We start from the raw sequence: 8,629 nt of genomic DNA, 5'->3' as shown, positions 1-8,629 counted from the left end.
TTGTTGACTATCAGTCTGACTCCACAAGCACCCACACGAATTGCTTGATTCAGCTGTTAAAGAGCGGTTGGTTAAGATCTTTCGTCTCAACCGAGGCGCGCATTCTACAGCAGCCTCATTTGCTGTCAAGTGATTATTTTCAGAAGCTTTCGAAGATTTCTTCAACAACTTCAACCACTTGCGCTTCCGATCTCTCGTCAGCGGGAGGCGAATAATACAGCTTTAAAATTCGTGGTCAACCCCTGCGTAGAAATTCTTTTCCTAACCGAAGAACCCGGCCGGGCGGCACCGTCAGAAGGTGTACTTGAAACTCGTCATGAAATTGCGCGGCGCGCCGTAAACACTCCAACTGTCCGCATACGCATAGTAGCTACGATCAAATACGTTATTCACATTCAGCGTGGCACTCAGGTTCTTGCTGATGTCGTACCGCGCCATCACATTGGTCAGCGCATAACTCCCCTGCTCGAACGTGTGCAGGTCCATCCCCGTCTTGCTCTGCCAGTTCACGCCGCCGCCCACGGTGACCCTGTCGAGCACTCCCGGCAGCCGGTAAGTGGTGAACGTCTTGAGACTATGCCGCGGGCTGGTCGTGACAATGCGCTGGTCGTCCTGATTGGTGCTCACGCTGTACGCATACCCCGCCGACGCCTGCCAGCCTTCGCTCAACTCACCGTTAAGCTCCAACTCGACGCCTTTGGTGGTAGTGCCCTGTTCCAGGCGGTAGATATCCGGCGCCCGCACGTACACCGCCAGGTTGTCCTGGTCGATCTTGAACAACGCCAGGCTGGCATTGAGTTTGTCGTCGTTGAAACTGCCTTTTACCCCGACCTCGTAGCCGGTGCCTTCCTGCGGGTCGAGGGCTTTGTTGTTTTCGTCGTGAACGCCATAGGCCTGCGGGTTGAAGATTTTGGTGTAGCTGGCGTACACCGCCCAAGTGTCGCTCAGGTCATAGACAATACCGGCGTACGGCAGGAAGACACCGTTGCGGGTTTCCTTGCTTTCGGTGTCCTGGGTCGGATCGGCGTACACGCTGACTTCGTTGTTGCGCTTCCAGTCGGTGACGCGGCCGCCGAGGATGACGGCAGTATTGTCGGTGACATGAAAGCGCGAGGTCAGGTAGGCGGCGTATTGGTTTTCTTCAATATGCGTCTTACCAACGGGCGTGGCATCCGGGCGGTTGGCGCCGCTGCCGTTCCAGTTGAAAATGTTAGGCACAGTACCGTCGTAGCCGGTCCAGGAACCAAACCAACCGCCGTGGCTCGGGGTATTTTCGTTATAGCGCGACATCGTGACGCCAGCGATCAACTCATGCTCGCGCCCAAACAGGCTGAAAGGGCCGGTAAGGTAAGCATCAAGGTTGTTCTGGCGCGGCGTGCCGGACCAGCGGTTGGGATATAGATAGGCGCCCTGCCCGGTGACCTGGTCGATATCACCATTCATATAGTTGATCAGTTCGTCGAATTCATTCTGGGTGTGACTGACTTCCACCTTGCCACTCCAGCCGTTATCGAACTGGTGCGCTATAGAAGTGAAGACGTTGGTCTGCTTGCGGTCGTTGTAAGCCCAGTCCGGTGCGCTGTTGGCCGAACGGCTGAAGTTTGTGCGATGGCCATTGCTGTAGAACATCTGGAAGCCAGTGCGCAGCGGGTCGTTGACCTGATTGTTGATATAACTGAAACCCACCGTGAGCATGGTGGCGTCGCTCAGGTCAAACTCGGAAATGCCATACACCAGTTGCGAGTCGGTGTTGACGCGGTCGACCCAAGAGTTCTGCTTCTTGTAGTCCACCACCAGGCGCCCGCGAAGATTGCCGCTGTCGTTCAAGGGCCCGGACACATCAAAACCGGTGCCATAACGGTCCCAACTGCCCGCCTCGCCAGTGATGCTGGCCTGGGTTTCGGCGGTCGGGCGCTTGCGGATCAGGTTAATAGTCGCTGAGGGCGTACCCGAACCGCTGATCAGGCCGGTGGCGCCGCGCACTACTTCAACACGATCGTACATTGCGGTGTTCTGAGTGGTGTTGTCCAACCGCGCCGAGGTGGGGACACCATCGATTTCGAAGTTGTTGATCTGGAAGCCACGGGACCAGTAAGTATCGTTCTCCGCGCCCACGCCGACGCGCAGCACAGTGATGCCCGGCGTGGCTTCCAGCACTTCGGTAAGGTTGGTGAGTTTCTGGTCGTCAAGGCGCTGGCGGGTGATCACCGTGAGCGATTGCGGGGTTTCTTTCTGCGTGAGGTTCAACCGCGTCGAACTGCTGGACGAGTACGTGGTGTACAAACCGCTGCCTTCGGTCGTCGAACCCGGTGCCATACCGGAGATCGACACCGTACCCAGTTGCAACGCGCCGCCTGCACCCGGCTGCAGTTGATAGCGCCCCTCGCCGGTCTGCACCACCGTCAGGTCACTCCCCACCAATAGCGTTTGCAGCGCCTGGTCAACCGTGTAACTGCCGCGCAGCGTCGGACCGGCCTTGCCGGCGGTGAGCGCGGCATTGCCCGCCAGGTAGATGCCGGCTTGGGCGGCGAGCTGGTTGAGTTGGTCGGCCAATGCACCGGCGGGCAGATCGTAGGTCTGCACGCTCGACTGCTCAGCGGCTGCCACGAGTGGCGCCATGCCCAGGCTGGCGGGGATGACCAAGGCAATCGCGAGAGCCAGCGCCAAAGGTTGTGGTGAGTTACGCAGGAATGAGGACATAAAACAGTTCCGGTCGAAGGAGGCGTCAAGCCGTTGTCCTTCTCTAATTCGAATGAGCAATCAAAACCGGAAGCACAAGATGCAAAAAAATGTCAGCGCGCAACCACCGTGGTCCACCAGGCGAAGCGCCGCTCGATGCGCACGGGCAAGACCTGCTCAAGCATTGCCAGTACCTGATCGGTGTCTTGCAGTGGATAAGTGCCCATCACCCGAAGATTGGCGACCTGGGGGTCGATGCCCAGATGGCCATGTCGGTAGCTGGCGAGTTCACCAATGAAGTCCCCCAGCCGCATATCGTTCGCCATCAGCACGCCTTTTGACCAAGCCTCGCGCCCAGGTTGAGCGCGTTGCGTTGCGGCCAGACGCTGTCGATCAAATAGAACGCCCTGCCCCGCCGATAGGATGCGGCGTTGATCAGTATCCCCACAGGCAGCCTCTACGCTGCCCTCGAACACATTGAGCAACGTGTGCCCGTCCTGCTCACGCACACTGAAACGCGTCCCCAAAGGACGCAAACGACCTTGGGGTGTTTGCACCACGAACGGTCGCCCGTCCTTGCCGGTGTTGATCAGGATTTCGCCGCTGTAGAGTTTCAACTCGCGCTGGCTGGCGCTGAAATTCACATCCAACGCCGTACCGCTGTTAAGCCAGATGCGCGTCCCGTCAGCCAACAGTTGCTCGCCCGACACCGTGGTGCTCGTATGGAAATCCGTGTTCCAGCCCCCCGACAACCAGCGCTGTTGCCAACCGGCCCACCCCAACAGCGTGCCGCCCATGACCACCGACAACCCGCGCAACACCTGGCGCCGCGAACGCTGAGAATGTCGCAGACTCTCCAGCGTCTTGGTGGCTCCCACGGCATCGTCCTGCAACGGCGCAAAGCGTTGTCCTACACGTGCGACATAGCTCCAGGCCAGCCGGTTGACCTCACTGTGGGCATGCCACTGGCGCCAGGCCTCCTGCAATGGCAGGGCATTGGGCTCGGCACTCAGGCGGGCGAACCAGTCGGCGGCTTGTTGCAAGGTGGCGTGATCCAGACCACCGGGGTTGGTGCTCATGACAAGGCACCGTCCAGCTCAGCCTCCAGCACCATGCACTGGAACATGGCCTGGCCAATATATTTGGTGACAGTACGTTCGCTCACACCAATGCGCAGCGCGATCTCGCGATAGCTCAAGCCCTCGATCTGAGCCAGGCAGAATGCCTCGGACACCCTGGCCGGCAAGCGATCAAGCATCGCCTGCAAATGCACCAGGGCCTCCAGCACCAATGCGCGATGCTCCTCCGAAGGCGCACAGTCTTCAGGCCGGCTCGCCAACACCTCAAGCCAGGCCTGCTCTACCTGCTTGCGTCGGAAGAAATCCACACACACATTGCGCGACAAAGTGCTGAGATACGCACGCGCATGTCCTTCGCTGCCGAATTCACGCGGATGGCTCAACAGCCTGACGAAGACATCGTGAGCCAGCTCGGCGGCATCACTGACATTGCCGAGTTTTCGGGCCATCCAGCGTTGAATCCAACCGTGATGGGCCGAATACAGGCTGCCAACGCTGAACGGTGCGGCGACGGGCTCGGGAAGCGGGGGCATACAAAGCCCTACGAATAAGAATTGTTCCCAATGGTAATGAGAAAAACTGGCCACTACAACGAGCAAAAGCGACCCCATTGCTGCAGCAGGCATGTAGCCCCAGGTCTTTTTTTTCCGCCACAGAACAGGGATCATCGCCCTCCCCTACTTTCCCCCAAAGACGCCGAGGAACCGAAACCATGGAATTGACGCTGGAAGCGGTTGCGCTCTTTGCACTGAAGCTGGTGCACGAGACGGACGGCGGCAGCCCGGTTTTACGGGATGATCCGGTGATGGAGGGGTATGACCGCGAGGTGTTTGGGTTGTTGGTGCGGCAGGGGGATTGGGTTGGGATTCAGATGAAGCTCAATGAATGCCTGACGCTGGCGCTCGATTCCCTGGGTGGCGCCGAGACCGTGATGGGCCGCGAACTGCAACGGCTGGCGGTGGATGCACACCAAGCGTCGACATTGGATGAACTCAACGCCCCGCTCGGCGCACTCAAGGACTATCTGAAAGCCGTCCTATAAAGCACAACTCACCGCCGCCCTTCCACCGCCATCCGCACCGCCAACCCCATCAACACCGACCCCATCAACCAACGCTGCACCACCTGACACCCCGGCCGGGTGACAAAAAACACCGCGATGGAGCCCGCCATGGTGGCAATCACCGCATTGACGCTCACGCTGATAAAAATCTGCGTAAAACCCAGCACCAGCGATTGCGCCAGCACACTGCCGTGACCGTTCGGGTCGATGAATTGGGGCAGCAACGACAAGTACATCACCGCCACCTTGGGGTTAAGCAGGTTGGTGACCAGGCCCATGGTGAACAGCTTGCGCGGGCTGTCCTTGGGCAGGTCCCGCACCTGGAACGGTGAACGCCCACCCGGTCGGATCGCCTGCCAAGCCATATACACCAGGTACATCGCCCCACCGAAGCGCAACGCGTCGTAGGCAAACGGCACCGCCATCACCAAAGCGGTGATCCCCAATGCCGCGCACAACATATAAACCAGAAAACCCAACGCCACGCCGCCCAGTGAAATCAATCCGGCCGTGCGCCCCTGGCAGATCGAGCGGGAAATGAGGTAGATCATATTCGGGCCGGGGGTGAGCACCATGCCGAGTGAGATCAGCGCATAGGCTAGCCAGTTGGACAGTTCAGGCATGATGAGGCTCCGCTTTTTGAAACATCTGGCCAAGGTTGTAAGCTTGGCCGCCATGGTAGGGCGTTCAAAATGCCCGCGTTAGATACAGATCCGCGAGCAAAACGGCATACACCCAAGAGGCAGGCCCATGATCGACTTCAACAACAAAGGTTTCTTCAAACTCAAGCAAAACAACGAATACGCCGAACGCGTCGCCGACCTGTTGCTGGACGGTGAAGAAGTGGTGGATGCGTATAAAGCCATGCGTGATGGGGTGGTGTTTACCACCAAGCGGATTATCGCGGTGAATGTGCAGGGGATTACCGGTAGCAAGAAGGATTTCACGTCGCTGCCGTACAAGAACATCGTCGCGTATTCGGTGGAGACGTCCGGCACGTTTGATCTGGATTCGGAGTTGGAGATTTACTTTTCGTCGTTGGGGAAGGTGAAATTCGAGTTTACGGGGAAGACCTCGATCGTCGAAATCTCGCGGTTGATTTCCAAGCATCTGTTGGGCTGATCAACAGGTAAGAAAAGACCTTGGCGTCCCAAGGTCTTCTTTACTGCAAACCCGAATTGAACAGATGCACCCTGCGTTGTTTGTCTGCAACAAATGAAAATCGCAGTCACCAAAATGGATCATCAGGCTGAGCCCATCACCCTTCTTCCGACACACATCCTCCAAGCACTACTTCACCACTCCCTTGCACCACCTTCGCCAGCAACAGCAATGAAACCAACACGCCTATGGCTCCCACCACCGGTAGAGCCCCCAACATCCCGACTTGAATTACCAATCCCCCCACGATTGCACCCGCCGCCATGCCGAACTGGATCATCGACGTGTAGAAACTGAAGATGATGCTGGTTGATTCCGGCGCCAGGCTGATCAGGCGCAATTGCAATGCAGGTCCCGAGGACCATGCGGACAAGGACCAGGTAATCAGCAGGACGCACATGGCCCAGGCGATGTGCCCGAAGAATGCAAACAGCGCCAACGTTGCGCAATGAATCAGCAGCCCGCCCAACAGGGTGAAGACATAGCCCGACTTATCGGTGAAGCGGCCACCTAGTTGCGAACCGATGATGCTGGCCACGCCGCACACCAGCAGCATCACACTGATTTCGCCCTCGGCCATGTATGTAATGCCGGACAGGTACGGGGTGATATAGGAATAGATGATGGAAAACGCGCTGATCCAGAACAGCGTCATTACGTAGAGGATGGAAATCTGTTTGTTCTTGAATAGCTTGAGTTGCTGGATGAGTGGAATCGCTGTTTCGCCTTCGGTATTGGGAATCCAGAGGAGGACTGCGACCAACGAGAATAAAGTAAGCGCACCGATACCGACGAAAATGAAACGCCAATCCATGAGGCTGGAGATAACCCGCCCCAACGGGACACCGACCACCAAGGCCGCGCTGAAGCCCATGACGACAGTTGCGATAGCACTGGCCTTTTTACCCGGTGGCGCCAACAGTGCCGCCAGGGTCAACAGCACCACTTCCACCACGCCAGCGCTAAGGCCCGCGACTGCGCGGGCGACGTTGAGCAGGCTGTAGCTACTGAACGCCAGCATGATCACGTTGGACGCTGCGAACATGAGCATAAACAGGACCAACAGTTTTTTACGGTCCATGCGTGCTGTGAGGGTAATCACAATCGGTGTGCCAACGGCAAAGGCGATAGAGAACACCGTGATCATCTGGCCAATCACCGGGATCGGCAGCTTCAAGTCTTGGGAAATCAGCCCCAGGATCCCAGCGATGATGTATTCGGCCGTCCCCAGCAGAAAACTGATAAACGCGAGCAGGAAAATTCTCATGGCGTTAGACATATCAGCGATTTCCCACAGTTGACGAGTGGGAAGGTTTTCTCGAATCGAATGGGTTCTCGGTGTTCATTACGTCACCCTTGTGCCTGCCCCATGGCGGAGCTGATAGGAAATTTATTCAATTACTCAATTAGCTAATACACTAATCTTTTAGGCAAATAAAAACCTTTAAACCCGCGCCTTCATATCGTTTTTACCGCCTCCGCAAACGCGTCCATCCCTCGTGGAACACGCTTGAAATAGGTGAACTTGCCGACCCGTAAGGAGCTCAGGAAGCCCGCTTGCACCAGAACCTTCAGATGGGCTGACGCCGTGGGCGCGGAGATGCCCAGCTTTTCGGAGATGTACAAGCCGCAAACTCCCTCATGCTCATCAAACTCGCCTACGGCGAAGTGCAGTTTTGGCTCCTTGAGCAATTCAAGGATCTGCAATCGGTTTGGGTTGGCGAGGGCGTTGGTCTGGATCAGGATTGAAGTCATGGCACAAAGATTAGCTTATTAGCTAATCGTTTAGCAATAAGAAATGGAAGGACTGTGGAATGATTTCCCGCAGACTTTTCCCACGCGACCTATCGAACAAAGCCAATATCTGTCACCGGCTCCCCCTCATGAGCTAACTCCCTCGCACAAGGAAGTGAGCCGACATGTCAGAACGCTTTTACCCACCCCCTGCCCAGGCACCCACGCTAGCCAAACCTCCCGGCTGCGTCTTCATCAAGCCCTGCCAATTGCCTGACGGCATCACTCATTACTTCAATCCGGTCGGTTATCGGTGCGTTCAACCACGTAACCGGCGAGCAGTTAAAAGGGCCGAAGAAAAAACGAAACATCAAATAATATCTGTGAGGGATACATGGGACTAAAGGTGAGATTGGAATGGTTCGACAGAACCACCGAGTGTCTAAGCGGCACGGAGAAGTCAGTGAATTTAGGAGACGATTACTCCGTGATTTCCCAGCTTGGGCTATCGGTAGATGAGGATGTCAACAACGGAATGTTTGAGCTACGGCGTGAGTGGCTGCCACTGATACAGACGCACTTTTCTCATGAAATTAAGCTTTCAGAAAGTGACTACTTCATCGCGTTTGATTACGAAGATGCAAGCGAATGACACAGACGTAGAGGATTCAGCTTCATGCGCAGACTGTCACTGACCAATAAAAAACTCCGCAACGTCCCCAGGCATCTCAGATGCTTGCGAATGGGGGGTTGGTCGTCCCCCTCGCCCCTTACCCCTCCTTCACCTCACTCCCCTCTCCCGCAACCAACACCCGATTCCCCGGATCCGTAATATCAAACACCTGCAGCGCACACGCCGCACGGTTGAGCCGGAACTGGAACTCCACCAAATACACCTTGGCCTTTTCCGGGC

Annotated in this window: 9 protein-coding genes; 3 read left to right on the top strand and 6 right to left on the bottom strand. The window is 56.7% G+C overall.

From position 1 onward, the window contains the following. Positions 1 to 291 precede the first annotated feature (291 nt). The 3 genes from HX812_RS28165 to HX812_RS28155 form a co-directional block, all read right to left on the bottom strand. Positions 292 to 2,700 (bottom strand): TonB-dependent siderophore receptor, encoded by a 2,409-nt coding sequence (locus HX812_RS28165; protein ID WP_038841602.1) that lies wholly within the window; start codon positions 2,698 to 2,700, stop codon positions 292 to 294. A 92-nt stretch (positions 2,701 to 2,792) separates the two neighbouring features. After that, positions 2,793 to 3,758: a FecR domain-containing protein gene (locus HX812_RS28160; protein WP_080642318.1), complete on the bottom strand. Its 966-nt coding sequence runs from the start codon at positions 3,756 to 3,758 to the stop codon at positions 2,793 to 2,795. Then, a complete protein-coding gene (locus tag HX812_RS28155) occupies positions 3,755 to 4,291 on the bottom strand; it encodes a sigma-70 family RNA polymerase sigma factor (RefSeq protein WP_038841604.1) in 537 nt (178 codons plus the stop codon). Before HX812_RS28155 ends, HX812_RS28160 begins: the two co-directional genes overlap by 4 nt. Positions 4,292 to 4,470: 179 nt before the next feature. Here HX812_RS28155 and HX812_RS28150 point away from each other — a divergent pair, with 179 nt between their 5' ends. Further along, positions 4,471 to 4,800, top strand: a complete 330-nt coding sequence (locus HX812_RS28150; RefSeq protein ID WP_038841606.1) for a hypothetical protein — start codon at positions 4,471 to 4,473, stop codon at positions 4,798 to 4,800. A gap of 8 nt (positions 4,801 to 4,808) precedes the next feature. Here HX812_RS28150 and HX812_RS28145 read toward each other — a convergent pair whose 3' ends face one another. Beyond that, positions 4,809 to 5,444: a LysE family translocator gene (locus tag HX812_RS28145; protein ID WP_038841609.1), complete on the bottom strand. Its 636-nt coding sequence runs from the start codon at positions 5,442 to 5,444 to the stop codon at positions 4,809 to 4,811. Between the two features lie 127 nt (positions 5,445 to 5,571). Here HX812_RS28145 and HX812_RS28140 point away from each other — a divergent pair, with 127 nt between their 5' ends. Next, complete coding sequence (locus HX812_RS28140) at positions 5,572 to 5,943, top strand: PH domain-containing protein (RefSeq protein ID WP_016979611.1); 372 nt, start codon at positions 5,572 to 5,574, stop codon at positions 5,941 to 5,943. Positions 5,944 to 6,079: 136 nt separating this feature from the next. Here the strand turns inward: HX812_RS28140 and HX812_RS28135 are convergent, their stop codons facing one another. Beyond that, a complete protein-coding gene (locus HX812_RS28135) occupies positions 6,080 to 7,261 on the bottom strand; it encodes an MFS transporter (protein WP_050572354.1) in 1,182 nt (393 codons plus the stop codon). A 179-nt stretch (positions 7,262 to 7,440) separates the two neighbouring features. Next, on the bottom strand, positions 7,441 to 7,737 hold the full coding sequence (locus HX812_RS28130; RefSeq protein WP_016979613.1) for a helix-turn-helix transcriptional regulator: 297 nt from the start codon (positions 7,735 to 7,737) through the stop codon (positions 7,441 to 7,443). A 373-nt stretch (positions 7,738 to 8,110) separates the two neighbouring features. Here HX812_RS28130 and HX812_RS28125 point away from each other — a divergent pair, with 373 nt between their 5' ends. Further along, positions 8,111 to 8,368 (top strand): colicin E3-like toxin immunity protein, encoded by a 258-nt coding sequence (locus HX812_RS28125; protein ID WP_038841611.1) that lies wholly within the window; start codon positions 8,111 to 8,113, stop codon positions 8,366 to 8,368. Positions 8,369 to 8,629: the final 261 nt, after the last annotated feature.

This window comes from Pseudomonas sp. IPO3749 (assembly GCF_013386605.1).
GTDB classification, from domain to species: Bacteria; Pseudomonadota; Gammaproteobacteria; order Pseudomonadales; family Pseudomonadaceae; genus Aquipseudomonas; species Aquipseudomonas azotoformans_A.
Note: the sequence above shows the minus strand (reverse complement) of the source record. Positions and strands in the feature narration are given on the sequence as shown.